General features: G+C 59.3%; 29 protein-coding genes and 1 tRNA gene. 20 read left to right on the plus strand and 10 right to left on the minus strand.

Translation table 11 applies throughout. The features are described from left to right. Positions 1-8: 8 nt before the first annotated feature. From NTD89_RS28625 to NTD89_RS28670, 10 genes are all read left to right on the plus strand, one after another. Positions 9-293: a phage antirepressor KilAC domain-containing protein gene (locus NTD89_RS28625; protein ID WP_262210886.1), complete on the plus strand. Its 285-nt coding sequence runs from the start codon at positions 9-11 to the stop codon at positions 291-293. 140 nt (positions 294-433) lie between these two features. Beyond that, positions 434-838: a hypothetical protein gene (locus tag NTD89_RS28630; protein WP_262210887.1), complete on the plus strand. Its 405-nt coding sequence runs from the start codon at positions 434-436 to the stop codon at positions 836-838. Further along, entirely contained in the window at positions 835-1,158 is a 324-nt protein-coding gene (locus tag NTD89_RS28635; protein ID WP_262210888.1) for a pyocin activator PrtN family protein, read from the plus strand. Before NTD89_RS28630 ends, NTD89_RS28635 begins: the two co-directional genes overlap by 4 nt. 1 nt (position 1,159) lies before the next feature. Then, a complete protein-coding gene (locus NTD89_RS28640) occupies positions 1,160-1,357 on the plus strand; it encodes a hypothetical protein (RefSeq protein WP_262210890.1) in 198 nt (65 codons plus the stop codon). Positions 1,358-1,409: 52 nt separating this feature from the next. Further along, complete coding sequence (locus tag NTD89_RS28645) at positions 1,410-1,991, plus strand: hypothetical protein (protein ID WP_315975624.1); 582 nt, start codon at positions 1,410-1,412, stop codon at positions 1,989-1,991. Further along, positions 1,988-2,209 (plus strand): hypothetical protein, encoded by a 222-nt coding sequence (locus NTD89_RS28650; protein ID WP_124428818.1) that lies wholly within the window; start codon positions 1,988-1,990, stop codon positions 2,207-2,209. Before NTD89_RS28645 ends, NTD89_RS28650 begins: the two co-directional genes overlap by 4 nt. Next, positions 2,206-2,748: a phosphohydrolase gene (locus tag NTD89_RS28655; protein ID WP_262210891.1), complete on the plus strand. Its 543-nt coding sequence runs from the start codon at positions 2,206-2,208 to the stop codon at positions 2,746-2,748. Before NTD89_RS28650 ends, NTD89_RS28655 begins: the two co-directional genes overlap by 4 nt. Beyond that, positions 2,745-4,892: a DNA cytosine methyltransferase gene (locus NTD89_RS28660; RefSeq protein ID WP_262210893.1), complete on the plus strand. Its 2,148-nt coding sequence runs from the start codon at positions 2,745-2,747 to the stop codon at positions 4,890-4,892. The genes NTD89_RS28655 and NTD89_RS28660 overlap by 4 nt, the downstream gene beginning before the upstream one ends. Further along, positions 4,892-5,128, plus strand: coding sequence for a DUF4224 domain-containing protein (locus tag NTD89_RS28665; protein ID WP_262211051.1), 237 nt, complete (start codon positions 4,892-4,894; stop codon positions 5,126-5,128). The genes NTD89_RS28660 and NTD89_RS28665 overlap by 1 nt, the downstream gene beginning before the upstream one ends. A 3-nt stretch (positions 5,129-5,131) precedes the next feature. Then, entirely contained in the window at positions 5,132-6,196 is a 1,065-nt protein-coding gene (locus tag NTD89_RS28670) for a tyrosine-type recombinase/integrase (RefSeq protein WP_262210895.1), read from the plus strand. Positions 6,197-6,355: 159 nt separating this feature from the next. On the opposite strand, the gene NTD89_RS28675 is transcribed toward NTD89_RS28670, so the two are convergent. From NTD89_RS28675 to NTD89_RS28685, 3 genes are all read right to left on the minus strand, one after another. Continuing rightward, a complete protein-coding gene (locus NTD89_RS28675; protein ID WP_262210896.1) occupies positions 6,356-8,524 on the minus strand; it encodes a PAS domain-containing protein in 2,169 nt (722 codons plus the stop codon). A 497-nt stretch (positions 8,525-9,021) separates the two neighbouring features. Continuing rightward, positions 9,022-9,095, minus strand: a tRNA-Cys gene (locus tag NTD89_RS28680). A 212-nt stretch (positions 9,096-9,307) separates the two neighbouring features. Further along, positions 9,308-11,587 (minus strand): acylase, encoded by a 2,280-nt coding sequence (locus NTD89_RS28685; protein ID WP_262210897.1) that lies wholly within the window; start codon positions 11,585-11,587, stop codon positions 9,308-9,310. 239 nt (positions 11,588-11,826) lie between these two features. On the opposite strand from NTD89_RS28685, the gene NTD89_RS28690 reads away from it, so the two are divergent. Then, positions 11,827-12,210: a fe2+ zn2+ uptake regulation protein gene (locus NTD89_RS28690; RefSeq protein WP_262210899.1), complete on the plus strand. Its 384-nt coding sequence runs from the start codon at positions 11,827-11,829 to the stop codon at positions 12,208-12,210. A 9-nt stretch (positions 12,211-12,219) separates the two neighbouring features. Here NTD89_RS28690 and NTD89_RS28695 read toward each other — a convergent pair whose 3' ends face one another. Continuing rightward, the gene (locus NTD89_RS28695; protein WP_053255884.1) at positions 12,220-12,414 is read right to left on the minus strand and encodes a hypothetical protein; all 195 of its coding nucleotides are present in this window, start codon (positions 12,412-12,414) and stop codon (positions 12,220-12,222) included. Between the two features lie 173 nt (positions 12,415-12,587). Here NTD89_RS28695 and NTD89_RS28700 point away from each other — a divergent pair, with 173 nt between their 5' ends. Further along, positions 12,588-12,725 carry a hypothetical protein gene (locus tag NTD89_RS28700; protein WP_164487942.1) on the plus strand — a complete coding sequence of 46 codons (138 nt, stop codon included), beginning with the start codon at positions 12,588-12,590 and terminating at the stop codon, positions 12,723-12,725. Between the two features lie 41 nt (positions 12,726-12,766). Here NTD89_RS28700 and NTD89_RS28705 read toward each other — a convergent pair whose 3' ends face one another. From NTD89_RS28705 to NTD89_RS28725, 5 genes are read right to left on the minus strand one after another with little or no spacing between them, the layout of a single operon-like run. After that, positions 12,767-13,513, minus strand: a complete 747-nt coding sequence (locus NTD89_RS28705; RefSeq protein ID WP_370004772.1) for an ABC transporter permease — start codon at positions 13,511-13,513, stop codon at positions 12,767-12,769. Positions 13,514-13,524: 11 nt separating this feature from the next. Then, the gene (locus NTD89_RS28710; protein ID WP_145161011.1) at positions 13,525-14,724 is read right to left on the minus strand and encodes an ABC transporter substrate-binding protein; all 1,200 of its coding nucleotides are present in this window, start codon (positions 14,722-14,724) and stop codon (positions 13,525-13,527) included. After that, positions 14,711-15,514 (minus strand): ABC transporter ATP-binding protein, encoded by an 804-nt coding sequence (locus NTD89_RS28715; protein ID WP_262210902.1) that lies wholly within the window; start codon positions 15,512-15,514, stop codon positions 14,711-14,713. Before NTD89_RS28715 ends, NTD89_RS28710 begins: the two co-directional genes overlap by 14 nt. After that, a complete protein-coding gene (locus NTD89_RS28720) occupies positions 15,511-16,572 on the minus strand; it encodes an acyl-CoA dehydrogenase family protein (protein WP_145161015.1) in 1,062 nt (353 codons plus the stop codon). Before NTD89_RS28720 ends, NTD89_RS28715 begins: the two co-directional genes overlap by 4 nt. Before the next feature lie 51 nt (positions 16,573-16,623). Further along, positions 16,624-17,184, minus strand: a complete 561-nt coding sequence (locus tag NTD89_RS28725) for a carboxymuconolactone decarboxylase family protein (protein ID WP_242198095.1) — start codon at positions 17,182-17,184, stop codon at positions 16,624-16,626. A gap of 102 nt (positions 17,185-17,286) precedes the next feature. Between NTD89_RS28725 and NTD89_RS28730 the strand changes: the two genes are divergently transcribed. Then, the gene (locus NTD89_RS28730; protein ID WP_262210904.1) at positions 17,287-18,192 is read left to right on the plus strand and encodes an AraC family transcriptional regulator; all 906 of its coding nucleotides are present in this window, start codon (positions 17,287-17,289) and stop codon (positions 18,190-18,192) included. Here NTD89_RS28730 and NTD89_RS28735 read toward each other — a convergent pair. After that, positions 18,183-19,097, minus strand: a complete 915-nt coding sequence (locus NTD89_RS28735; RefSeq protein WP_262210906.1) for a LysR family transcriptional regulator — start codon at positions 19,095-19,097, stop codon at positions 18,183-18,185. The genes NTD89_RS28730 and NTD89_RS28735 overlap by 10 nt on opposite strands. A 119-nt stretch (positions 19,098-19,216) precedes the next feature. Between NTD89_RS28735 and NTD89_RS28740 the strand changes: the two genes are divergently transcribed. From NTD89_RS28740 to NTD89_RS28770, 7 genes are all read left to right on the plus strand, one after another. Next, positions 19,217-20,212 (plus strand): aldo/keto reductase, encoded by a 996-nt coding sequence (locus NTD89_RS28740; RefSeq protein ID WP_262210907.1) that lies wholly within the window; start codon positions 19,217-19,219, stop codon positions 20,210-20,212. 145 nt (positions 20,213-20,357) lie between these two features. After that, entirely contained in the window at positions 20,358-22,349 is a 1,992-nt protein-coding gene (locus tag NTD89_RS28745) for a methyl-accepting chemotaxis protein (protein ID WP_145161025.1), read from the plus strand. Positions 22,350-22,439: 90 nt separating this feature from the next. Next, positions 22,440-22,898: an SRPBCC family protein gene (locus NTD89_RS28750; protein WP_262210909.1), complete on the plus strand. Its 459-nt coding sequence runs from the start codon at positions 22,440-22,442 to the stop codon at positions 22,896-22,898. A 111-nt stretch (positions 22,899-23,009) separates the two neighbouring features. After that, positions 23,010-23,456 (plus strand): DUF411 domain-containing protein, encoded by a 447-nt coding sequence (locus tag NTD89_RS28755; RefSeq protein WP_214246805.1) that lies wholly within the window; start codon positions 23,010-23,012, stop codon positions 23,454-23,456. Positions 23,457-23,459: 3 nt separating this feature from the next. Further along, positions 23,460-23,900 carry a YqaA family protein gene (locus tag NTD89_RS28760; RefSeq protein WP_262210911.1) on the plus strand — a complete coding sequence of 147 codons (441 nt, stop codon included), beginning with the start codon at positions 23,460-23,462 and terminating at the stop codon, positions 23,898-23,900. Positions 23,901-24,114: 214 nt separating this feature from the next. Further along, a complete protein-coding gene (locus tag NTD89_RS28765) occupies positions 24,115-25,128 on the plus strand; it encodes an alpha/beta fold hydrolase (protein ID WP_262210912.1) in 1,014 nt (337 codons plus the stop codon). 102 nt (positions 25,129-25,230) lie between these two features. Further along, on the plus strand, positions 25,231-26,244 hold the full coding sequence (locus NTD89_RS28770; RefSeq protein ID WP_262210913.1) for an alpha/beta fold hydrolase: 1,014 nt from the start codon (positions 25,231-25,233) through the stop codon (positions 26,242-26,244). Positions 26,245-26,257 lie beyond the last annotated feature (13 nt).

Genomic DNA, 26,257 nt, shown 5'->3' on the forward strand with positions numbered 1-26,257 from the left:
AGGTCGCAATGGAACGTAGCCTGGAAAAAGCCGCTAAATACTTCGGCCTCACCCGCCCCAAGCTCATCTCGCTCATGCGTGAAAAAGGCTTGCTCAATGATCGCAACCTACCGGCTTTCCCCGTGCGTGATCGCGAGTATTTGCGAGTCAAGAACAGCAACTGGTACCACGAAACCGCCGGCATGCAGTACAGCCAGTCGACCAAGGTCCGGCAGGCCGGTATTCGCTGGCTCGCTGAACAGCTAAGCCTCGAACTGCCAGCCATTCCGGCAGACAACCGTGACGTGGCCTAGGGAGTACGCCCGCCAGATCATCGCCATGCGCACAAGAGAGGAACGCAATGCTGCGCTCCTCGAAGTGCCGGAGCATCTGCGGGAGTTGACCAAACGCCATTGCCTGAATGCCTGGAATCACCCCCAACGGAAGAAACCCAATGGACCACAAACTGATTGATCAAGCGCTGAACACGCTGCTGTCGACAAAGGCTATCGACCGGACCGCTGAGCAGGTTCAAGGCTTCGCACACCTGGTATGCAGCGCCGCCGGAGTAGCGATTGATTCGCCAACGCCAACACTGGCCGGCCTGCCGGAACTGCATGCTGCCGCGTCTCTGCTCGCCACCCAACTTGACATCAACTCCCTGAACCCGAGCAGCTCGGTCACCACCACAATCCGGCTCTACAACCAATCACAACCAATGGTTTCGGTCCACTTTCACAACCCGCACGGATTTGGCGACAGCACAACCATTTTGTCTGGATACGGCGACTCTGGAGAGGAAGTGCTGCGCACCCTTCGAAACAAAGCGCATGACCTTTGCAAGCCGGAGGCCGAATGAGTGCACACGCCGACCAGCAGCCATTACGGCTGCTGCCCGCACCTGATCCTGCAACAGTCGAACTGCTGTACCGGACATTCGGAGACGTATTGATCCCCGTTGAAAAGTTGCGTGAGCGGTACTTTCGAAACCTCAACAAAGACTCCTTTGCAGCAGAGATCGCCACCGGCCGCATTCAGCTGCCTATGACAACGCTGGTAAACAGCCGTAAGGCACCAAAGTACGCCCATATCAAGCACGTGGCCTCGCTGATCGACATTCGCGCCTATCGGGCGGATGAAGACATGCCGCGACCAGAAGCTGCCGGCGACGAGGCGTGACATGTCTCTACTCGATCAATGCCGACACTGCGATACACCGTTGTCTGCCGACGAAAAGGCCAGCCGACTGTGTGATGAGTGCAGCTACTTTGCCGCCGACTATCAGCGCTACGACGCCCTGCGAGAGGAAGGTTACATGCCGCACCAGGCCAAATTGATGTGTGGCTTGGCAGATCCGCCGGATCCAGACAACGAATAACCACACCAACGGCTGCCACCACCAGCCAGTAATACCACCAGGAGCACACCACATGACCGCAATTCAGATTTACGCTTTGATCAGCATCGTTATCGCTGCCGCACTCCTCTATTGGGTCGGTTATCGAGGGGGCCTGATTGACGGCCGCATCGAAGGTATTGATGAAGGCAAGGCTATTCAGCAATCGGATAACGCCGGGGAGATTCGGGACCTGAAGCTTTTGCTTGATCAGGCCCAGGGCAACCATAAGCAACTGTATACCCACTATAAGCAGGCACTGGCGGCGTCGAAACTGGGGGAACCAGCGCGTCAAACTCTCCTGGATATCGCCGAGAAACTGCGAATTGCGGCAGAAACATTTAGCGCATTCCGCACCGGCAAAAAACTCGAGCGCGATTCACTTACCCTCCGCGACCAAGCTCTTGCCATGGCAGCTTTACTAGGTCCAGTGGCACCCAAACTGGAAACGACCTCAGAAAACGACTCAATCGCTGGGCCCCAAGGCCGCTGGGTGATACTGCGCGAGCCAGCAGAAGCAATGTGCCCCCAAGAAGCCCTCAAAGCAGCGCAATTTTTTAGAGCCGAAGCGGACGCTCATCCCCTTAATCAAAAAGCAGTCGGCGGTGACGTATGAGCCGCGCCATTCCCATGCTGCGCCTGACACCAGAAGTCGCGGGCACACTGCAACAGCAACACACCAAGGCCACCAAGGAGCTGCGCGCCCTCACCCGCTACAACAAGGAATTTGATCGGCAGCTGAAAGCCCTAATTGGGTATGACGCCCTGCGCCAATTGCACAAGGCAACCGACAACGCCCTGCTTCTGGCCGATCTCGTTAAGGAGGCAGCATGAACTGGATCCTTACTCACTCAGGCAAACACTTTGACCTGCTTGAACCCGACGCCGACATGATCGATCCACGGGACATCTCGCACGCGCTGGCACACCTTTGCCGCTTCAACGGCCACACCCGCGAGTTCTACAGCGTGGCACAACACAGCTGCATCGTCGCCGAGCTGGTGCCGGAAGAACACAAGTTAGCGGCCCTGCTCCACGATGCGGCCGAGGCATACCTGGGCGATATGACCCGGCCACTCAAACAGTGGATGCCCGACTACCGAGGATTTGAGGACGTCGTGTGGGGGCGCATCAGTGAGCGTTTCGACCTGGCCTTCGATCTCCCCGCATGCATACACCAGGCTGAACTGATTGCGCTGGCCACCGAGCGCCGCGATCTCATGCCAACCGATACGGCTATCTGGGATTGTTTGGTCGGCATTGACCCCATGGTTGAAACCATCCGTCCATGGCCTGCCGCAGAAGCACGCAACACCTACCACCAGCGCCTGATGGACCAACTCGTTATTGAACACCGGAGGAAAGCGGCATGAAGAACCACCAGAACAACACCAGCGCCCTGCCCGCTTTGCTCCGCACTGCCAGCAGCGTCAACACGCTAGAAACAAACAGTCTCTGCTGCGCAGCAGCAGGCAATATTGCATTTTACAACGCCACCGCCGATGCACTTATACCCCAAGAAAAGCTGCGCGGGGCAGCGCTCGCTAATTCAACGCTAAACGCTCAGGAAGGCCCGCTCGCGCAGCCTGCAGTGGGGTATACGCAAGTTTCGACAGGTGTGGAATACCCAGCAGAGGCGAAACCAGGCCGACGTAACCGGTCCCGCGACCTGCCGCGTGAAAATGACACCGCCTTCCAGCCGCAACTATCGCCAGATTGTGCGGGCACTACCCACCTGCGCTTTCGTAGATCCAAGCGCGCTAGCAAGGCCGAAAGCGAAGTTTTCAAACCCACCCCAATCACCAGCGCAGTCCATACCCAGTTTGGACTCAACCTGGTAGGCGGGATTCGCGTTGATCTTTTCGCGGGCGGAGGCGGCGCGACCATGGGCCAGGAGATGGCTACCGGTATGCCGGTAGATATCGCCATCAACCATGACCCCGACGCCATCAGCATGCACAAGCGCAACCACCCAAGCGCTGAGCACTACATCACCGATGTTTATGACGTATGCCCACACAAGGCCACCCGAGGCCGGCCGGTGCTGCACCTGCATGCTAGCCCCGAATGCACCCACCACAGCCTCGCTGCCGGCGGCCAGCCGCGCAGTACCACCAGCCGCTCGCTGTCCTGGGTGGTCATCAAATGGGCCGGTCAGGTACGCCCGCAGATGATCACCATGGAGAACGTGATCCAGGTCCTCCAGTGGGGACCGCTAATCGCCAAGCGCTGCCCAACTACAGGCCGGGTCATATGCCGCGACCTGCGTGTTGCCGATGTTGGAGAACGGGTGCCGGTGCAAGACCAGTACCTGATACCCGATCCGAAACGCAAAGGCCAAACCTGGCGCCGGTTTGAATCGATTCTGCGTGGAATGGGTTATGACCTGCATCACGGCAAGCTGAAAGCCAGTGACTTCGGCGCCGGCACATTGCGCGAACGTCTTTACCTGGTGGCCCGCTGCGACGGCAAGCCAATTCAATGGCCAGAGCCTACCCACACGAAAGCTCCGACAAAGGGACAAAAGCCGCAGCTCACCGCAGCCAGTAGCATTGATTGGTCTATCCCCTGCCCCAGCATCTTTCTCGACAAGGAAGAAGGCCGCGCCGCTGGTGTGCGCCGCCCGCTGGTTAACAAGACCATGGAGCGTCTGCGCAAGGGCGCCAAGCGCTATGTGATCGATCACGCAGACCCGTTCATCGTCAGCGTCAACCACTCGGGCAGCGACGACTCGCGCGTTCACTCAGTCGACCTCCCTACGAAAACCATTACCGGCTCCCATGGGTTCGCGCTGGTGACCCCAACGCTTGCCCCCTTCATCACCGAGCATGCCAACGGCAGTAGCCAGCGCAACATGCCCGGCGATTCGCCGTTGCGCGCCATCTGCGCAAATGTCAAAGGTGGCCACTTCGCACTGACCGTCGCCTACCTGGCTCAACACAACGGCGGCTACAACGTCACCCCCGGGCACCACCCAACCGAACCCCTGACAGCGATCATCACAAGCGGCAGTCAGCAGAACGTGGTCACAGCCCACTTATGCACGCTGCGCAAAAACTGCGTTGGCCAACCAATGGATGGCCTGGTGCCGACCATCACTGCCGGCGCCGAGCACCACGCCCTTGTTGCGTACACCCTGGCGCCGGAATACCAGGTGGGCGCAATGCGCGTCGCGGCGTTCCTGATGGGTTATTACGGCACCGATAACATCTACGACCTGCGCGACCCAACAGCAACCATAACAACCCGGGATCGCCTGGCCCTTGTAACCGTCACCATCAAGGGCACCCCTTATGTGATCGTCGATATCGGCATGCGAATGCTCACCCCACGCGAGCTGTACCGCGCCCAAGGCTTCCCCGACAACTACGTTATCGACGTGGGGCACGACGGCCGCAAGCTCACCAAGCGCGCCCAGGTGCGGATGGTGGGTAACTCAGTCTCCCCTCAACCCATGGCCGCGTTGATTCGGGCAAACATGAGCGAGACCGTCACTGAACAGCTGGAGGCAGCATGATGGAATTCCAAAGCGAAACCCTGGCCGACGAAGAATTGGCAACCATCACCGGCTATCAAATCCCGTCTAAGCAAATCCACTGGTTAACCGAAAACCACTGGGAGTTTGTTCTGACTGGCGCTCGCCGCCCGATAGTAGGTCGAGTTTATGCCCGGTTGAAACTGTCAGGTGTCAAACCTTCCGCTGCCAATATCGTGACTGAAACCTGGTCGCTCGATCTCGCAAATGTGAGCTGACTAATGCGCCAGAAAAGTACAGCCAATCGAGATCTGCCGCCACGGATGATACGGCGTATTCGCAAGGGTAAGAGTGGAAAGACTTGGACATCGTATTACTACGACGGAAGGACTGCCGACGGGAAGCGGAAGGAAATACCACTCGGTACAGACCTCGATCAGGCCAAAGTGGAGTGGGCCAGACTGGAGCGCAAGACACCACCGAAGCCCAATCACCTGATGAGCTATATATTTGATCGCTACGAAAAGGAAATCATCCCGACGAAGTCAATTCGCACCCAGTCCGATAACCGCAAAGAACTCAAGCAACTGAGAAAAGCGTTTGAGAGCGCCCCTATTGAGTCGATCACGCCACAAGTGGTGGCTCAGTACCGAGACGCCAGGACGGCCAAGGTCAGGGCCAACCGTGAGATCGCCCTGCTCTCCCATGCCTTTACCATTGCGCGTGAATGGGGGCTAACTGACAAAGCCAACCCTTGCTTTGGAGTTCGCCGTAACAAGGAAAAGCCACGGGACTATTATGCCGGTGAAATTGTATGGAATGCGGTGTACGCGGAGGCTGCACAGGAGCTCAAAGACGCTATGGATCTAGCATACCTTACCGGCCAACGCCCCGCCGATGTGCTCAAGATTGCAGCCACCGACTTGAACAACGGTTTTTTGCTGATTGGCCAGGGTAAGACCGAAAAACGTCTCCGTTTGCGGCTGGAGGATGCAGGTATCCAATCTGGACTGAGCGCTTTTATACATGACCTTCAGGAGCGCAGAGCGATCAAAGGTATTAGAACCTCGATCTTGATCACAAATGCTTCTGGGCTTCGAATGAGCCAGCAGATGTTGCGGAACCGGTGGGACGACGCGAGAGAGAAAGCTGCGATAAAAGCCGCCACTGATGGTGATCCCGCGCTAGCGAGTAGCATTAGGCAGTTCCAATTCAAGGATATCAGGCCAAAAGCCGCTAGCGAAATCGAGCTAGCTCATGCTAGCCGTTTGTTGGGCCACTCAACCGAAGAGATAACCAAGAGAGTTTATAGACGGGTGGGTGAAATAGTTAAGCCAACGAGATAGCTTTGAGCTTAATAAAAATAAATTAGGCTCGTTTATAACTCACTCAAAGGAATGAAAAATAACTGTTTGATATCGCACATCATGAACCAGTGAATGCGCACTGCCCAGCGTTGATTGGCTAAAAGCACATTGCTTGCAAAAGAGTCCAATCACGTTAACTCAGTTAACGGGCCGACCTTCAATAAGGGAAAGGATGTGCGAAACAATGCTATCAACTTGAAAAGGCTTAGTAAGCACGGACATTCCTGGAGGAAGTTGTTCGCTCCCTATTATCGAGCTCTCAGCATAGCCCGTGATAAACAAAACCTTGAGATCCGAACGAAACACGCGAGCAGCATCGGCCATCTGACGTCCATTTAGTCCACCAGGCAAGCCAACATCTGTGATAAGCAGATCGATTCGTAGGTTGGACTGCAGCAGCTTAAGGCCAGCAATGCTGTCTACCGCCTCGATCGAGACGTAGCCAAGATCTTCCAGAATATCTGAAACCAGCATACGAACAGAGGGCTCGTCGTCAACAACTAATACCGTCCCTCCCTTTATCAGCTCCTGGAGATGCAATCGGGGAGACTCGGGTGTATCCGCTTCAACTACTGTTTCGTCATCATAACGGGGAAGGTATATATGCACCGCTGTGCCATGCCCTTCCTCTGAACTGATACGAACCTGCCCACCTGATTGCTGAGCAAATCCATAAATCATGGACAGCCCAAGACCAGTACCTTCGCCGAGAGGCTTGGTGGTGAAGAAAGGCTCAAAGGCCCGGGATATTACTTCAGGCGACATGCCTACACCCGTGTCAACCACACGGAGTGAAAGATAGTCTCCAGTCGAGACCTGGTGTAGATGTGAATCTTGCCCTTCAATGAACTGATTAGCCGTTTCAATGGTTATTCGACCACCACCAGGCATTGCATCACGTGCATTAATACAAAGATTTAAAAGTGCATTTTCTAACTGTGATGGATCCACCAAGGTAACCCAAAGCCCCGGCGCACTGATGACTTCCACTGTGATACTAGGGCCAACTGTTCGCTGGATCAGGTCCTGCATTCCATCAACGAGCCGGCCGATATTTGTTGGTCTAGGGTCGAGTGTCTGGCGACGGGAAAAGGCAAGTAGCCGATGGGTTAAAGCGGCGGCACGCTTTGATGCATCCTGAGCTACTGCTATATAACGCCCTATATCGCTAAAGCGCTCCTGGCGTAGTCGGATCAGCATAATTTCCAACGCACCCGAAATGCCAGCTAGTAGGTTATTAAAGTCGTGTGCTAAGCCACCAGTCAGCTGTCCAACGGCCTCCATTTTTTGAGATTGGCGCAGTCTCTCTTGTGCCTTGATCAATTCAGCAGTGCGCTCCGCGACGCGCTGCTCGAGCGTATCATTCAAAGCCCGCAGCTCTGTTATTGCGCGATCACGTTCCGCTTCGATGGCCCGCCTACCCTCAACGTCTATGAGAACTCCTGGGAAACGAAGGGGTATACCCTCAGGCGAGTGCTCCACGAAACCATTGGCCTCTAGCCAGTAATAACGTCCGTCATTACGCTTCACGCGATACTGATGTGCGTACGCGCCTCCACGCGTTCTGGCGTCGTGAATGGCAGATGCCAAACCTTGCTGATCATCCGGATGAACAGTGGCCACAATTTGAGCGAAAGGGATGCCCACTCGTCCAAGTGCTGGGTCAAGCCCAAATGCGCTAGCGAACGCTTGGTCGACATTGAAAAGGTCCGTTTGCAGGTCCCAGTTCCACGTTCCTATTATTGCACCTGCATCTAATGCAAGCTGCACCCTCTGCACGTTTTCTTGCGCAAGGGCTTCGCTAATGCGAAGACGCTCCTCTGCTGTCCGTTGTTCTGTTACATCGATTACAAATCCTGGGAAACTTATCGGTTCTCCTTGTTCATCGTAATCAACTCGTCCGCTCGCGAGCAGCCAATAATATTTGCCGTCTGAGCGCATCACTCGATATTGATGAGAATAAGCACCACCTAGGACGATGGCCCTTTCAATTGCAGCGTCCAAGCTCGGCCTGTCTTCAGGATGAACGTGTTCAAGAACTCTGCCGATGGGGATTTCAACGTTGACCAGGGCTAGATCAAGTCCAAACGCTTTGGCGAATCCTGCGTCTCCGGTGAAACAGTCTCGCTTTGGGATCCAATTCCAGGTCCCAATAACTCCACCAGCCGTTAAGGCGACACTCAGATGCTCTAGGTCCTGACGAGCGCGCGCGTCACGTTCCATTTGTGCATCGGCCGCAGCTAATCTCGAGCGAAGCGCCTCGTTCTCAGATCTCAGATAATCGATTTCACTAAACTCACTAGTCATTAGAGTTCACTGCGTCGCCCTGCAGGTGGAGAGATTAAGCCGCCATTGAGATTTGTCTTACCGCAGAAGGTTCACACTACTGCGAGTGAAAATAGAGGGCAACCCCCTCATCACTGACCAATACAATCCTGTCGTGGCCAAAATCCCATTCTACTGCCGGCTAGCTAGGTAGCACGCATGTTTCCGTGTCAAGAGTAGTCAGGCTGACTGAGTATTAAATGCGGCTGACAGTTGAGCAGTCGCACCTTAAAAGGACAACTTATTACCGTCTAGTAAGTCATGCATTCTTTTGCGAAAAGCCCATTTCGTTCAATTTTAAGCCATTTATGAAAGCCTAGCCGCAGAATAATTGAACGCTTGAGCCGTACCCTAAACGCCCTAAATTCATCAATGCCGTGCAGGTTGTTGCGGAAGTGATTCGAAAAGATGCGGAAGCGGTAGGCATATCGCAGCAAATAAAAAACCCCGCAGACGTTAATCTACGGGGTTTCTAAGAGTGGAGGCCGAGGTCGGAATCGAACCGGCGTAGGCGGATTTGCAATCCGCTGCATAACCATTTTGCTACTCGGCCTCAAACGACAAATGCCATGACCGCTGACATTTACCGCATAAAAACTTGAGTGGGCTATAGAACCCTGCCTCTACTCTAACTTATTGAATACATTGAAGTTTTTAATGCTTCGTTGCGTTCGATGGGCGCCATTATGTACTCATTTGCTTTTACCTGCAACCCCTTGATTTCAAAAATATTTCGTATTGGCATCAAGGGGTTGCGCACCTGCCCTACTCCTTGATGAGCTGTTGCTGATACTGCGGGTCAGCCTGGATCTGGGCGTCGGTGAAGGGCAGCGGGCGTAGTTTTTTCTCGGAGAAAGCGCGGGTCTGATCCTTCGAATACTGGGAGGCTGGGTTGCTGGATTCGGAGAATGCCAATACGCCCAGGGCATGCGGGCCTAGGGCGTCGAAGGTGACGATTTGCAAATAGCTGGTGCCGCTGACGACTTCGCGTTTGCCATCGGCACGCGGCACGGTTTGCATGGCGTTGTAGATGCCCAGCTGCTGCGGGCCGCCGTGCATCGGGGTTTGGCCGGAGACCTGGATGTCGCCCCAGCGGGTCAATCCAAGCTGGCTCACCGCTGCCGTCGAGGCCAGCATGGCTTCGCGCAGGGCGTTGGCCACGGGTTCGCGCTCGGTGGCCAGCCCACGCGGAGTGGTCAGGGGCTGCGCCGGATCGAAGGCGACGCGCCAGGCGTCGGGAAGTGCCTGCAGGTGTTCGAACAGATTGATGAAGTGCACCAGGCCGACGCCGCTGTCGAGGTTGGCGTGTTGGTCCCAGTTTTTAAGGCTGGTGCAAAGTGGCTGCAATGTCGCCGCATCCGCGCCGAGGTGGTTGGCGCAGAACGCGAGCAGGTCGGGCATGACTTGGCTGGCGAGGTAGACCTCGTTGTCCATGACCATGTTTTGCAGGTCGGTCACCTTGATCGGTTGTTTGGCCAGCGATTGCAGGCGCTGCAGGGCGAATCGGGCGCGTGGGCCAAGGCCGATGTGATCCTGGCTGATCACCGGCGAAAACCCGGTCAATGGCGCCTTGGGGTTGGCCATCCACGCCGAATCATTGGCGTGTTGCACGTAGTCGGTGCGCTCCAGCTGCGGCAGGTCGGCGGCGGCGAAGATGCCGGGTTGGGCGGCACGCGGGTCGATGTCCCAGGCGCAGGCGCTGTGGGATCCGTCGAGCACGATCAGTTGCAGGCCGGCGCGCGGGTCGCTGCATTGCGCAAGTTTGGCCGCGCTGACGTTGGGCACCACTGACAGGTTCATGTACAGGCTCTGGCCCTGGTCATCGGCGGCCAGGGTGTTGACCCACGGGATGCCTTGCAGGGTGTGCACCGAGGTTTGCAGCGCCTTGAGGCTGGTAGCGCGGTTCATGGCGTCCCACTGCTGCAGGACGCGGTCGTTGTCCAGGTTGGCGTCGCGCAGGCTGAAGGCGTAGTGGCTGTCCCAATCCAGCTTGCCGGGCCATTGCACCACCGGGCCGAATTGCGAGCTGTACAGGGTATGCGCCTGCGGCCTCAGGCTGCCATCGGCCTGCTTGACCTGCACGGTGACGGAGGTTTTCTCCAGGGGAATCGATTGACCGTCGAGCAGGTAGCGCGTCGAATCCTTGGGATCAAGCGTCAGGCGGTAGAGGGTGAAATGCTTGGACGTGTCGACCGTGTGGGTCCAGGCCACATGCTGGTTGAAGCCGATGTTGATCAGCGGCAAGCCTGGCAGCGCGGCGCCCATCACGTCCAGTTGGCCGGGGATAGTCAGGTGCATCTCATAAAAGCGCATGCCGCCCACCCACGGAAAATGCGGGTTGGCCAACAGCATGCCACGGCCATTGAACGAGCGATCACGGCCCACCGCGACGGCGTTACTGCCGCGGTCGAGGCTGAAACGTTGCTGATTGGCCGACGCCTGCTCAAAGGCTTTCAAACCGGGTTTCACACTGGCAGTGGCCTGAGGCGGTGTGGCGCCAACCAGGGCTTCGGCGAATTGACCGACACCGCCTTCCACCAGCAGCCTGCGCGTCAGCTTGACCACGTCTTGCGCCACAATCGGTCGAACCCACGCCGCCTGGCACTGTGCCGGCGCGCCCTGCTCTTTCAGGTAGCGGTTGTAGCCCGCGACGTAGCCTTCAATCCGCTGCTGTATCTGTGGCGTCTGGGCGTTCCAGAAGGCGCTCACCGCTTGGGGTGTATTCAGCCAGGTGAAAAACACATCGCTGGCAAGGTTGTTGCGTTCCTCCAGGGTCGCCTGTTCGGGGCCGAAATACTTGGCGCGCTCGCCGCTCACCGTGACCACTTCGTTGGCCAGCAGGCACAGGTTGTCCTGGGCATACGCGTAGCCGATGCCGTAGCCCAGGCCGCGTTCGTCGTTGGCGCGAATGTGCGGCACACCAAACGTGGTGCGGCGAATGTCCGCCGACGCCTGTGTCACTTGCTCGCGCGCCGACGCGGCAACACTGGCCCCCAGCAACAGCCCTGCCACGCACACCCTGGACAACCGGTTGGAAATAATCACGCAAGCTCCACAGTCAAATTGAACACCCTCACAAGGGGGCAGCTACCCCACCGTAAGGACGCAATGAACCGGGAATAATTTAGCCGCCGGACGCGTTTATTTAAGGCGTGCGCGCTGTGACAAAGTCGATACCGACAAAATTTCTACATCCAGCACTTCATGATTTCTGTCGCTCGTTCGTCTTATTAGGTAAGAGCGCCATCATTTTCCTGATCAGGCTCTGATAAGGAGTTTTCTGCATGTACAACTCGCAACTGCCCACGGACGGACATTCACCGGCCGCCGACGCCAATTACGGCAGCGGCGGCGCACACGCGTTCGGCAAAGCGCCCGAACAGCAAGGCAACCAGCGTATTCGCCATTTGCTCAAGTACTTCGGTTTGCGCACCAGCCTGATTCGGCTGAAGGTCATCGACGCCCTCCTCACCGCTGCCGACAACCAGCGCACCCTCGGGGTGCGCGGCGTGCACAGCCATTTGCTGGAGCTGGGCATTCCGTTGTCGTTTCTCAGCGTGCGTGAGGTGCTCAAGCGCCTGTGCAGCGAGGGCGTGATCACCCTCAATGCCGATAAAAGCTACAGCCTCCACGAAGAGGCTGCCAAAGTGCTCGATGGTCGCGCCTGACTGGCGCGATCAGAAGTTGGGCTTGACCTTGCGGCGCATGATGCCGTTGATCACTACCACGGTCACCGCCACGGCAATGGCGATGTACTGGAACGTTTTTTCGCTGATGACCCCAGTGTTCTGCAGGTAGGACAGGCCGAACATCGTCCCCAGCACCACAAGGGAAATCAGAATCGAATATTTCAAACGTTGCTTTTGGGTCATGACGGGGTTCCTGAACCTGATAAATGTATCCACTTTGTATCGCCGAACATGCCAAGCACATACCCAGTGACGGGGATGGATGAGGGTCGGCAGGGTCGTATGTTACAGGCGATGAAAAAGTTTGGCTTGTCCCACGCCTGATTGACCTTGTGAGCACCCTAGAGGATTTTCAAATGTTACGTCGAATCACACTGCTGATTCCATTGCTGATCATGCTGAGCATGAGCGGCTGCTTCTTTTTCCCACACGGCGGCGGTGGCGGCTGGCACGATCATCGCTACGACGGCGGCCCAGGCTACGAACACCGCTGATCGCGCCTGCGCCCCGTTTTCCAGCCCGGAAAACGGGGCGCTCAGCCAGCGTGCACCCAGCGCTGATGCAACCAACGCGCAAACGCATCCAGGGCAAACCCCAATAGCCCGATCAGCAGCACCATGGCCATCAGTTCCGAATAGGCCAGACGGTCCCGAGTGTCGAGGATGTAGTACCCCAGCCCCGCACTGACCCCAAGCATTTCGCACGGCACCAGCACGATCCACAAGATACCGATGGCCAGGCGCACGCCGGTCAGCACATGCCCCACCACGCCGGGGATGATCACCCGCCGCAAGGTTTCCCAGCGCGTAGCGCTCAAACTCTTACTCAACTGCAGCCAACGCGGGTCCAGCTGACGCACGCCGGCAGCGGTGTTGAGCATGATCGGCCACACCGCCGCGAAGGCCAGCAGGAAATAGATCGGCTGGTCGCCCACGCCCATCAACATCACCACGATCGGCATCCACGACAGCGGCGAAATCATCCGCAGAAACTGGAACGCCGGCGTGGTAGCCGCCTCCAGATTGCGCGAACTGCCCACCAGCAGGCCCAGTGGCACGCCCACCCACAGCGCCAGAAACAGGCCGACGAAAATACGCTTCAGGCTGACCGCGATGTGCAGGTACAGCTCGCTGCGCCCGAGCAGTTCCCACAAGCTGCTGAAGGTCGCTGCCACTGAAAAGCGCGCCGACAACCCGTCGGCGTCGCCCAATACCTTGACGCCCAGCCACCACAAAAACAGCAAGCCTGCCAAGCCACTCAGCCCCAGCAACCAGCCCGGGATTCTGCCTTTACTCAAGCGCCAATCTCCTCGTGCCGTTCGTAGCCATCCGGCAAACCGAAGGTCTTCATGCCGCCCACCGATTCGATGGCGTTACGCACAAAACGGTCGTCGACCAAGTCTTTGGCAACGAACGCCGGATCGAGGTCGGCGAGGAATTTTTTGTCGCCTTCAATCAGCGTGTCCTTCAAGCGTCGCACCAGTTCCTCGGTGTAGCTGGGGAATGGGTAGGGCTGAAAGTCGATGCGGTGTTCGTCCCAATTGGCATGCTGGATCGCACCGTCGGCCAAATAGGCAGCACGGTCGGCGGCGGCCGGCGCAAGGACTTTGCTCAAGACCGGCTCAGCGTGTGGCGTGTAGCGGTTCGGGCCGTCTTTGGACAGCAGCTTCACCGCCTCTTCACGGTTGTCGCGCGTCCACACCTGGGCCTTTACGATCGCATTCACGACCTTTTGCGACCATTCGGGACGGTTGGTCAGGTCATGTTCATGCATGAACACCACGCAACACGCATGGTTGCGCCACACGTCGCCGGTAAAGCGCTGCACCCGGCCGACCTTGAGGTTTTCTGCCAGGGCGTTGAATGGCTCGGCGACGATATAGCCGTCGATGCGTTTGCTGGCCAGGGCCGGCGGCATGTCGGAAGGCGGCAACACGATGAGGTTGACCTCGTTGGCGCCAATCGCGCTGCCGGCAGCACGCGCCACGGGGGTCAGGCCGTTATCACGAAACAACTGCTGCACGACTACGTTGTGGATCGAGTACCAGAACGGAATCGCCACCGACTTACCGCCCAGTTGCTTGACGTCGGTAATGCCCGGCGACACGGTCAGGCCGGAACCGCCGACGTGGTTCCAGGCCACAACCTTGGCAGGCACCTTGCTGCCATAACGCGCCCACACCGTCATCGGCGACAACAGGTGAATCACGTTGACCTGTCCCGAAATGAACGCCTCGATCACCTGGGCCCAACTGCGCAGCAGCACCGGGCGCTCGGCCTTGATGCCTTCAGCTTCGAACAGACCGTTGTTGTGTGCGACCAACAGCGGCGTGGCGTCGGTGATCGGCAAGTAACCGATGCGCACCGGCGCGTCCGGCTCGCTGGCGGCGCGCGCCTGCAAACTGCTCAGCAGCGGCATGGCACCGGCGGCACTGAGCACCGCCGAGAGTTTGAGAAAGTCACGGCGCGAGTGAGTGAGGTCATCCAGACACATGGTTGGGCTCCAGCAGTTCAAGGGGGTTGGGTTGAGGGCGGCTCGCCTGCCGTAAGGTTTTCAGAATGTCGATACGCAGCGTGCCGATGGCCTCGACCTGTTCTTCACGCGGCTGTGGCAGGTCAATCTGCCACTCGCCCAAAGTGCGCGCTGGGCGGTTGCCCAGAAGCAGGATACGGTCGGACAGCAGCAGCGCCTCATCGATGTCGTGGGTGATCAGCACCGCCGCCGAACCTTGCTCGCGGTTGACCTTGAGCAGCAGGTGTTGCATATCGGCGCGGGTGACTTCATCTAACGCGCCGAACGGCTCATCCAGCAGCAACACCTGTGGCTGGCGTGCCAGGCAGCGGGCCAATGCGGTGCGCTGGGCCATGCCGCCGGACAATTGCGCCGGAAACTGTTGGCGGGCGTGTTCCAGCCCCACCGCAGCAATGGCGTGGTCAACGCGACGGCGCCGCTCCTCGGTGCTCAAGTGCGGCTGACGGGCGAAATCCAGGCCAAATGCGACGTTCTTTTCCAGGCTCAGCCAGGGCAACAGGCTGGGGTCCTGGAATGCCACTGCAACGCGTGGATGCGGGCCATTCAAGGGCTCGCCCAGCACGCGCACGCTACCGCCCTGGGGCGCCTGCAAACCGGCAAGCACACGCAACAGGCTGGATTTGCCGACGCCGCTGGGGCCCAGGATCGATACCACTTCGCCCGGTTGCAGCTGCAAATCAAACCCTTGCAACACCGGGCCGCTGGCATACCCAAGGCAAATGCCCTGGGCCGTCAATACCGCCTGGTTCATAGATTGGCCTGGCGATGCAACTCGGTGCGCAACTGCACCAGGCTTGGCGTCACGATCGGCACAAAGGCCGATTCACGCCAACGCCGTGCAAAACCGCTGCCGTGGGCGGTGAGGTAGGCCTTGCCGCCGCTGGCTTGCAGTTCAAGCTGCACGGCACTGGCGGCGGTTTCTGCGAGGGCAATCCGCAGCTTGAACAGCGGCACGGGCTCGGCCGCAAAGCGCCCGGCGAGCAGGCCCTTTTTCAGGTCGTTGACCAAGTGATCCAGGGTTACCCGCAACGCTTCCAACTCATCGCGCAACACCGTGCGACTCGACCCCAGGTGGTTGGCCACCTCCGCCAGCGAACGACGGGCCAGGCCAATGGACATGCCGCATTGCAAGCCCAGAAACGCCGGGCGCACGGCCGGCAGGAACTTGCGCGCATCTTCATGCAACAACCACTCACGGCTCAGCTCGACGCCTTCGAGCCCCAACGCGGCGGTATTGCTCGACTGCAACCCCATCAGTTCGAGGTCGCGCGAGCGTTGCAAGCCGGCAACCGAATCGGGAATCGCCAGGATAAACGGCGCACCGCCGGCGGCATGCTCGATGGCGGCGGCCGCGACAAAGCCGTTCTTGCGTAAATTGGTCACCCAGTGCAGGCGGCCGTTGAGGGTCCAGCCGTCTTCGGTCGGCTCGGCGCTGATTTGCAGGGTCTCGATGCCCGACAAAAACTTCATCGCATTCGACAGGCCAGTCGCCCCGGCCAGCTTGCCGCTGAGCAAGTCCGGCAACAGGTGCTCGCGCAGCCGCTCATTGGGGCTTTGCAGCAAATATTCGATAAAGGAGCGCTGGCCCCAGCAGACAAATGCCGCCGCCAGGGAATGGCTGGCGACATTGGCGATGGCGTCAACCGCGCCGGTGACATCGCCGCCCAGGCCACCCAGCGCTTTGGGCACGCCGATACGCAAGACATTGGACTCTGCCAGCCTTGGCAGCACTTCCTGTGGATCGCAACTGCCCACATCCAGGGCCTGCGCTTGAACATCGAGCCAACGGCTCAAGATTGGGTCAAGCATTCATGTTTCTCCTTGTTACAGCAGGTGGACCATCGCCGACGCATGCGCGCTTCAGCTTGCCGGTTTTTCCCAACGGTATTGCGCCAGCTCCGGGTTCAGCGGCGTGCGGGCAAACACGTTAGCGAAGTTGCACAGGGTTGCCAGGCTCACGCCCAAAATAACTTCCAGGGCCTGGCCTTCGGAATAACCGGCAGCACGGAACGCCTCGAAGCCTGCATCGCTGACGTCACCGCGCGTGGCGATCACTTCGCGCGTGAAGGCGGCGAGTGTCTCATAGCGGGCATTGGGCAGTTCGCCGCGCTGGCGCAGGGCATCAATCACGTCTTCAGGCAGCTTGGCCTTGTTGCGCGCCACGGCGGTGTGGCCGGCAACGCAAAAATCACAACCGTGGGTGGTGGCGGCAATCAGTTGCACCACTTCGCGGTCGGCCAGGCTCAATTCTGCCTTGGCGTTGAGGCCCGAAACCGTGATGTAGGTTTCCAGCGCGGCCGGTGCGTTGGCCAATACGGCGAGCAGGTTAGGGATGAAACCCGAGGCCTTCAGGGCATTTTCGAGAAAAGGTTTGGCGGCTTGCGGCGCGGTTTCGGGGGTGAGCAACGGTACACGGGACATGGAGTGGTCTCCTGATGGATTCGTGTATCCAGTCTGTTGGTTATAAAAAATCGCCTCAATAGGCTAAAGTAGCGATTACTTGCTCTTGAGTCTTTCCGTTAGATGAATTCATCCAGTGCACTTGTCGATTGGTTATTAGACAGCCTCGAACTCAACACCAGTTTGTTCCATGTCGGCCGCTATTGCGGTGACTGGCATGCGAGCACGCATGGGCTGGCGAGGGCGAGCTTTCACCTGATCGTTCAGGGCCAATGCTGGCTGCATATCGATGACGAATCCACCCCCCTGCAGCTGAACAATGGCGACGCGGTGTTTCTGGTGCGCGATTTGGCCTATCGCCTGTCGGGCGAGGCCACGGCCGCCGGCGCGCAAGAGTGCCCGCGCCGGCCGATGCTGCCGCTGGACAGCCTGGCCAGCGATGGCGTGGGCCTGGTCTGCGGGTTCTTTCATTTTCATTCGGGATTGTCGGCGATGATCGTCGACACCCTGCCCGCCTGGATCATCCTGCGTGCCGGCGACCCGTCCCTGATCGCCGCACGCAACCTGTTCGAACTGATCCTGCAAGAGTGCGAGCGCACGCCGGCACCCTCTTCGGCCTTGCTTGAACGGCTTTGCCACCTGCTGTTTCTGTACGTGCTGCGTCAACAGGTCATCGACAACACCGAATTGGGCGGCCTCGCCGCACTGGGCCGGCAACCGGCGTTCGCCAACCTGCTGGAACAATTGATCGCACACCCCGCCGATGCCTGGACGCTGGAAAGCATGGCCGCCTGCACCGGGCTGTCGCGTTCGGCGTTTTTCAAGCGGTTTAACGAGTTGTGCGGGCAGTCGCCAGGGCAGGTGCTGTTGATGATGCGCATGCGCCACGCCTGCCAGCTGTTCAAGGAAGACCAGACCGTGGCGGATGTGGCGCTGGCCGTGGGTTATCAATCGGTGGCGGCGTTTACCCGAGCCTTTTACAAAGTTACCGGGCAGCAACCCGGCGCCTACCGCAAGGCTCAAGCCTGACGTTGCAACCCGTTGCCCGGTCGCGCGCACAGCTCCACCAGCCAATCGACCAATACCCGCACCCGGGGTGACAGCTGGCGATGCGGTGGGTACAGCGCCGTCAGCGGTAATTGCGGCGGCTTGATCGCGGCCAATACCTCCACCAGGTTGCCCGCCTGCAGTTGCTGCATGACGTGGTAATAAGGCGTCTGCACCAGGCCATAGCCCGCTTCGCAGGCAGCGAGGTAACCATCGGCACTGTTGACGGCAACCTGCTTGGGCAGGTCCACCAGGCGCAGCGCCTGCCCTACTTGAAACTCCAGGCCATAGCGCTTGCCACTGCTGCTGGAGAAGTATTCCACCACCTGGTGGCCGGCCAGCTCTTCAAGGTTGGCGGGCACGCCGAAACGCTGCAGGTACGCGGGGCTGGCACAAGTCACCTGATCCATCATTGCCAGCGGGCGCGCCACCAGCGAGTCGTCCAGCGCCAGGCCACCGCGCAGCACGCAGTCCACACCTTCGCGAATCAGGTCGACCGGGCGGTCGTTGAGGCCGATTTCCAGGTCGATGTTCGGGTACCGAGCGGAAAATTCCGGCAGTGCAGGTATGACCAGAAATCGGCCGATGCCCGAGGGCATATCGATGCGTAATGTGCCACGCGGGCTGCCTCGGGTAGCAAACACCGCTTCGGTCTCTTCAAGGTCTGCCAGCAAGCTGACGCAGCGCTGGTAGTACGCGGCGCCATCCAGCGTCGGGCTGACTTGCCGGGTGGTGCGCTGCAACAACTGCACGCCCAGGTGCGCCTCCAGTTGCTTGATCAGAATAGTCACCGAGGCGCGTGGCAGTTGCAGGCTGTCGGCGGCCTTGGCAAAGCCACCCAGTTCGACGATTCGGGTAAACACGCGCATGGCGTTAAATCGGTCCAAAGCCAGGTTCTCCCGGGGCATTGTTTAGAAAATCCTAATAGTGATAGCGGTTTTAGCCGCTTTATCCCTCAGTTGTCGAGGAGAACAATGGGGCCTTTCCCCTCCAAGGAGCTGCCCCGATGCATACTCGTCAACTCGGCAAAAACGGCCCTCACGTCAGCGCCATCGGCCTGGGCTGCATGGGCATGACTGATTTCTACACCACCGGCACCGATACCCAGGAAGCGATTGCAACCTTGCACCGCGCCCTGGAGTTGGGCGTCACCTTGCTCGATACCGCCGACATGTATGGCCCTCACACCAATGAGGCGCTGATAGGCAAAGCCATCGCCGGCAAACGCGACCAGGTGTTTCTGGCGAGCAAATTCGGCTTTGTGCGTGACCCGGCCAACCCGTCGGCGCGCGGTGTGAATGGCCGCCCCGAGTACATTCGCGAGGCCATTGACGGCACCTTGAAACGTCTGGGCATCGAAACGCTGGACCTCTACTACCAGCATCGCGTTGACCCCGACGTGGCAATCGAAGAAAGCGTCGGCGCGATGGCCGAGCTGGTCAAGCAAGGCAAGGTGCGTTACCTGGGCCTGAGTGAAGCCTCGGCGGCCAGCCTGGAGCGCGCGCACAAAGTGCACCCGATCAGCGCCCTGCAAAGTGAATATTCACTGTGGAGCCGCGATCAGGAAGACAACGGTTGCCTGGCGGCCTGCCAGCGCCTGGGCATCGCCTTTGTGCCTTACAGCCCGCTGGGGCGCGGGTTTCTCACCGGCGCGCTGAACAGTCCGGAGGACTTCGCCGCCGACGACTACCGCCGCTCAAGCCCGCGCTTTCAAGGTGAGAACTTTGCCAAAAACCTGCTGCTGGTGGAGCAAGTGAAAGCGCTGGCTGCGCAAAAAGGCGTGACAGCCGGGCAACTGGCGCTGGCCTGGGTGCTGGCGCAGGGTGATTACCTGATCCCGATTCCAGGCACCAAGCAGCGCAAATACCTGGAAGAAAACGTGGCGGCCCTGGATATCAGCTTGAGCCCTGCTGAATTGGCGGCGCTGACGTCAATCTTCCCGGCGGGCGCTACTGCGGGTTTGCGCTACACCGAGGCATCAATGGGCCTGGTGAATAAATAGCCTGTGTAGTCAGGGTGCACCGGCTTACGGTGCGCCCTGACTTTTCTTGCACGATGGTACCTCAAGCTCCTCCTTGCCAAGCCGATAGCCCGATGAAGCTCTAACACAGCCGCGTCAATAATAAACGCTTCGTAAGGACGACCTCATGCCCCCACTGCGCTCCATCCAAACCCGCTACACCCTGTTTCTGGTGCTGTTCGTCCTGGTGTTATCTGTGTTGACGGTTGTGGGGATCGGCCAGTTGGTCGCGCCCCAGCTGCGGCACACTGAAGAACAGGTGGTGCTCAACCGCATCGCGGAAGTCGCCGAACAGATTCAGGGCGAACTGAACAAGGTTCAGGCCCAGCAACGCAGCATCACCCAGACCATTCCCCTGCTCGACAGCGATGCCATCGACAAAGTCCTGCCCGGCCTGGTGGACCAGTACGGCGAGCTGAAAGTCTTCGGTGGCGGCATCTGGCCATTGCCGAATCAGCGCACGCCGGGGCGCAACAAGCACAGCACGTTCTGGCACCGCGATGCGTCGGGCAAGCTGGCGGTCAATACCTTCTGGAACAGCGACGCGGCGCCCAATTACTACGATCAGAGCTGGTACAAAGGCGGTCTCGCCTCACCGCGTGGCCAGTGCGCCTGGGCGGCGGCTTACAAAGACGACGCCAGCCAGGAGCCACGCACCAACTGCGCCATGGCCATCCAGCGCGACGGTGCCGCCTACGGTGTTGCCACCATTGACGTGACCCTGGGTTTCTTCAATGACCTGGTCGCCAGCAAAGAGAAAGACATCGGCGGGCAGATGCTGATCGTCGAAGGCGACGGCAAGATCATCAGCAACAGCACGCGCCTCAGCGGCCCGGTGGTGTTGAAAAATATCAGCGAATTGGCTGGCACCTCGGCGTTTGCCGCTCAGGTCAGCAAGGCCCTCGCCCACCGCGACCAGGCCCAGCGCGCCGAATTCGACAACCAGGGCGTGGCCAGCACCTTCTACATGCGCCCGATCGAGGGCACGCCCTGGTTCCTCGCCACCGCTCTGCCGACTTCGCTGATCACCGCACAGCGTGATGATGTGCTCGGCAGCCTGGCCCTGTTGCAAATTCCCATGGTGTTGCTGCTGGTGCTGCTGGCGTTCTATGCCATCCGCCAACTGGTGCAGCGCATGAAGTCGCTGAGCATCAATATCGACGCGCTGTCTGCCGGCGATGCCGACCTGACGCGCCGCATCACCATCCGTGCCGAAGATGAAATGGGCGCCATCGGCCACTCGGTGAACCGCTTCATCATCTACCTGCAAAACATGATCGGCGAAGTGACCCAGGCCACGGGCGCCATGTCGACGGGGCTTGAGCAATTGCAGCAGACCTCGGCGCACACCAACCGGATTCTGGTGCGGCATGCGTCGGAGACCGATCAAACGGTCACAGCCATCACCGAAATGAGCTCCACCGCCGACACCGTGGCGCAGAACGCCGCTGAAACCGCCTCCTTCACCCAGCGCGCCAACGAACACGCGGACCGCTCACGGGTGGTGGTCGGAGAAGCCTCCACCAGCGTCAGCGCGTTGATCGGCGAAGTGGCCAGCGCCACCCACACCGTGGAAAACATGCGCCAGGACGCTGCTCGCATCACCGAAACCCTCGGGGTGATCGGCGCAATTGCCGGCCAGACCAACCTTCTGGCGTTGAACGCTGCGATTGAAGCGGCGCGGGCCGGTGAGCAAGGCCGTGGTTTTGCGGTGGTGGCCGACGAAGTCCGGGCGCTGGCGGCACGCACCCAGGCCAGCACCTCGCAGATCAACGAAATGCTCGCACGCCTGACCACCGGGGTCAGTTCGTCGGTGACCGCCATGGAAAACACCCAGGCCAGTTGCCAGTCGGCCGCAGATGCTACCGCGCGGGTCAACACGGGCCTGGACGAGATGGCTGGCTCAGTCAGCCATATCAACAACCTCAGCACTCAGATCGCCACCGCCGCCGAGCAGCAAAGCGCGGTGACCGAGGAGATCAACCGCAGCATGGTGCAGATCCGACATATGGTCGAAGAACTGGTGGAAAGTGGCCACGCCACTGAAACCAATACACAGAGCCTGCTGGATGCCAATGGCCGAGTGATTGCGTTGATGAGTCGCTTCAAGGTGCGCTGATAAATGCATGAAACACTCCCGTGCAAAACACGGGAGTGGGACTATCCTGACAGCTCCTAGTGCAAAGTCTCGCCACACAGGAGGTGTGTCATGCACGCTGTCGAGCATTCGAGCCGCTTGGAGCGGATCATTCAGGAACGGTTTATCCAAGCCCCCATTGACGTCGTTTACGACTACGTGACCCAGCCTGACCGCTGGCACGAGTGGCACCCCACTTCCCTCAGTGCCGACACCGGCACCACCGGCTCACTCCCGGCCGGCACCCGCTTTACCGAAGTCATCGACCTGCTGGGTGTGCGTGTGCCCATGAGCTATCGCGTGCAAATCGCCCGCCATCCGACTGAGTTCAAGACCGTGTTCACTTCCCTGGCCGTGGACGGCGCCATTCACTATTTTTTGCAGCCCCATCACGGTGGCACGCTGTTCAAGCGCATATTGACCTACGAAACCGAGCTGCAACTGGCCACCTTGCATGAGCGCATGGTCGAGCTGTCCGACGTTGCCCTGGACCAGCTCAAGCATCGGCTGGAAAACGCGCCCTTCGTATAATTTGGAAACATTACTGGCACCTCCTCCGACCTGTAGACGCTGGCTTGCCTGCGATGACGTCGTCATGATCGCCCCCATTCCCGACGACGTCCTCTTGCTCACGAGACCCGCATGAAAAACCCATTGCGACTGGCCCTGCTTTCAGCCCTGCTCACCTCCAGCCTGGCCCAGGCTGCCGAGCTGATCCCTATCGACGTGCACCGCGACGCCAACTGCGGCTGCTGCAAAAAGTGGATCAGTCACCTGCAAAGCAACGGGTTCAAGGTCAACGACCATGTCGAAGCCGACATGAGTGCCGTCAAGCAGCGCTTGGGCGTGGCACCGCGCCTGGGCTCGTGCCACACCGCCGTGATCGACGGCAAGTTCGTCGAGGGCCATGTGCCTGCCGAACAGGTGCTGGCCTTGCGCAAACGCGACGACTTGCTCGGTATCGCGGCGCCGGGCATGCCCATGGGGTCACCGGGCATGGAGATGGACGGCAAAAGCGACGCCTATCAGGTCATTGGCCTGACCCGCGAAGGCAAAGACGTGGTGGTGGCCGACTACCCGGCCCATTGAGTCATGCTCACCGGTTACCTGGGCCTCTTCTTCGCCGCCTTCGGTGCCGCCACGCTGTTGCCGATGCAATCGGAGGCGGTGCTGGTGGGCCTGTTGATCAGCGGCCATTACGGCCTGTGGTGGTTGCTCGCGCTCGCCACCGTTGGCAACGTACTGGGCTCGGTGGTGAATTGGTGGCTGGGGCGCTCGGTCGAGCGTTTCAAGGCGCGGCGCTGGTTTCCGGTCAGCCCTCGGCACCTGGAAAAGGCGCGCGCGCACTACCAACGCTGGGGGCATTGGTCGTTGTTGCTCAGTTGGGTGCCGATTATCGGCGACCCGCTGACCCTGGTGGCTGGCGTCATGCGTGAACCGTTCTGGCGCTTCCTGCTGCTGGTCAGCGTGGCCAAGGGCGCGCGATACGCGGTGCTGGCGCTGGTGACGCTGAGCCAGCTCACCTACCGGTAACGCGGGACCACTGGTCGACACTGTCAAATCTGACAGCTAGACGCGAGCCCGGTCGGCCCTTAATTTCCTACACATACGAACGGTTATGCGGACATTCCCCGTAAGAATCTTCTGTTTATCCGCGCCGTTGAGCTGTGCCCATCGGCCGGTCCAAGGGGTTAATCCTCGATTAATCGCTTGCCGACAGCATCCGATTTTCACTGCGGAGCCCACCATGCACGCCAAGCGTATGTTCTATCTCACCGGCCTGTTACTCGCCGCAACCCTGACCGGCTGCGCCACCGGCAAACACGACACCTACGGTCCCGAACTGCAGGGGTTCAAATACCCCTACCCGGTGGAACGGTTCAAATTCGTGTCCCAAGGCCAAACCGTGCAAATGGGCTACATGGACGTCGCCCCCAAAGGCACGCCCAATGGCCGCAGCATTGTGCTGATGCACGGCAAGAACTTCTGCGCCGCCACCTGGGAAGGCTCGATCAAACCGCTCAGCGAAGCCGGTTACCGAGTGGTGGTGCCGGACCAGATCGGTTTTTGTACCTCCAGCAAGCCTGATCACTACCAATACAGCTTCCAGCAACTGGCGATCAACACCCATCAATTGCTGCAAAAGCTCGGCATTCAAAAAGCCACGGTCCTGGGCCATTCCGCCGGCGGCATGCTCGCCACCCGCTACGCCTTGCTCTACCCACAGCAAATCGAGCAACTGGTGATGGTCAACCCCATCGGGCTGGAGGACTGGAAAGCCCTCGGCGTGCCCTACCGTACCGTCGACCAGTGGGCTCAATCAGAGAGCCGGCTGACCTACCAAAGCGTGCGCGCCTATCAACAGCGCCATTACTACGCGGGGCGCTGGGAACCGGCCTTCGACCGTTGGGTGGACATGCTGGTCGGGCTTACCAATGGCTCCGGTCACACAGAGGTGGTGCGCAATTCCGCGGCGCTGTACGACATGCTCTTCACCCAGCCGGTGTACTACGAGTTCAAAAACCTGCAGGTGCCGACGCTGCTGCTGATTGGCACCGAGGACACCACGGCCCTCAACAGTGACCTGGCGTCGCCACAAGTGCAGGCGAAAATCGGCAACTACAAGGTGCTGGGCAAGCAAGTCGCCCAGTTGATCCCTCGTGCCACGCTGGTGGAATTCGACGGCCTGGGCCACTCGCCGCAAGTGGAAGACCCTGAACGGTTCAACGCAGCGCTACTGCAGGGTTTGAGCGCGCCTTGAAGCGATCACCGCTGGGGCGCTGGTTGGTCACGCAGCGCTCCGTTAATCCTCGCTTAATCCCCTCGCCACAGCATCCGAGACACTGTTTTCGGAGCCTGCCCCATGACGTTGATCCGCTCACTGTGCGCTGCCAGCCTGTTGCTGAGCACTGCCGTCCCCGCCTTTGCCGCCACTGAAGGCCCCGCCTATGGGCCCGAGTTGCAAGGCTTCAAGTACCCCTATCCCGTTGAGCATTTCAACTTTCAGTCCCAGGGCAAAAGCCTGCAGATGGGTTATATGGACGTGCCCGCCCAAGGCAAGGCCAACGGGCGCAGCGTGGTACTGATGCATGGCAAGAATTTTTGCGGCGCCACCTGGGATGAATCGATTAAAGCCTTGAGCGGCGCTGGCTACCGGGTGATCGCGCCCGACCAGATCGGCTTCTGCACGTCCAGCAAGCCCGACCACTACCAATACAGTTTCCAGCAACTGGCGCTCAATACTCACCAACTGCTGGAAAAACTCGGCATTCAAAAGGCCACCATCGTCGGCCATTCCACCGGCGGCATGCTTGCCACCCGCTACGCGCTGCTGTACCCGGCGCAAACCGAGCAGCTGGCGCTGGTCAACCCGATCGGCCTGGAAGACTGGAAAGCGCTGGGCGTGCCCTATCGCAGCGTTGACCAATGGTATGAACGCGAGCTGAAACTGAGCGCCGACGGCATTCGCCAGTATGAACTCAACACTTACTACGTCGGGCGCTGGAAGCCCGAGTACGACCGTTGGGTCGACATGCTCGCCGGCTTGAACAAAGGCCCGGGGCACACCCAGGTGGCATGGAACTCGGCGTTGATTTACGACATGATCTTCACCCAGCCGGTGTACTACGAGTTCAAGGATTTGCATATGCCCACGCTGCTGCTGATCGGCACGTCCGATACCACCGCCATCGGCAGCGATATCGCGCCGCCAGCGATCAAGGCCAGGCTCGGTCATTACGACGTGCTCGGCAAGCAAGTGGCCAAGTTGATCCCCCGCGCAACCCTGGTGGAATTCCCGGGCCTTGGGCACGCGCCGCAGATGGAAGAGCCGGTGAAGTTTAATCAGACGCTGTTGCAGGGGTTGAACGCCCTTTAATCCAACCTTTTTC

It is taken from the genome of Pseudomonas sp. 14P_5.3_Bac1 (assembly GCF_025466135.1).
Lineage (GTDB): Bacteria > Pseudomonadota > Gammaproteobacteria > Pseudomonadales > Pseudomonadaceae > Aquipseudomonas.